The sequence below is a fragment of the Bartonella sp. CE47NXGY genome (assembly GCF_042195415.1).
In the GTDB taxonomy this organism is placed as follows: Bacteria; Pseudomonadota; Alphaproteobacteria; order Rhizobiales; family Rhizobiaceae; genus Bartonella.
The window spans coordinates 1-506 of the sequence record NZ_JBHIOI010000317.1 but is presented as its reverse complement, the minus strand read 5'-3'; the positions used below and the strand labels follow the sequence as shown (position 1 = coordinate 506).

Below are 506 nucleotides of genomic sequence, written 5' to 3'. Positions count from 1 at the left end.
ACCAATCAAACAATTCTTCGCGAAGGTAAAAAACTTTATCGCATTAAGGCGTTAAGAGATTTTGGTGATGTTAAAGCTGGTCAACTTGGTGGCTATATTGAATCTGAAGAAAATCTTTCTCATGATGGTAATTGTTGGGTTGGTGATCAGGCCATTGTTGTGAGCCCTGGTCGTGTTTACGAAAATGCGCAGGTTTATGGCAATGCAGGTGTTGGTGGTTTTGTATATGGTAATGCTCGCGTCTACGATTCAGCAAAGGTTTTTGCCAATGCCCATGTGTATGATAATGCCCATGTTTTCGATAGTGCAAAAATTGTAAGTAAAGTGCATGTTTATGAAAATGCCAATGCATGTGGCATGGCTATTGTTACTAAGAATATTTGTGGTGACACAATGAATAATGTTTATACAGAACGCCTTTCTCCTTATGGTGAAATTTGCTTTGTTATGTGTCGTCCTCATAGGAAAACAGCTTAAATAACGGCGCGGGCGCGGCGGGGGCGCCT

1 protein-coding gene is annotated in these 506 nt (G+C 41.1%); it reads left to right on the top strand.

The genetic code is table 11. The features are described 5' to 3' along the window. A partial coding sequence (locus ACFIL3_RS11280) for a hypothetical protein (RefSeq protein WP_375633096.1) occupies positions 1 to 477 on the top strand: 477 nt, incomplete at its 5' end. Positions 478 to 506 lie beyond the last annotated feature (29 nt).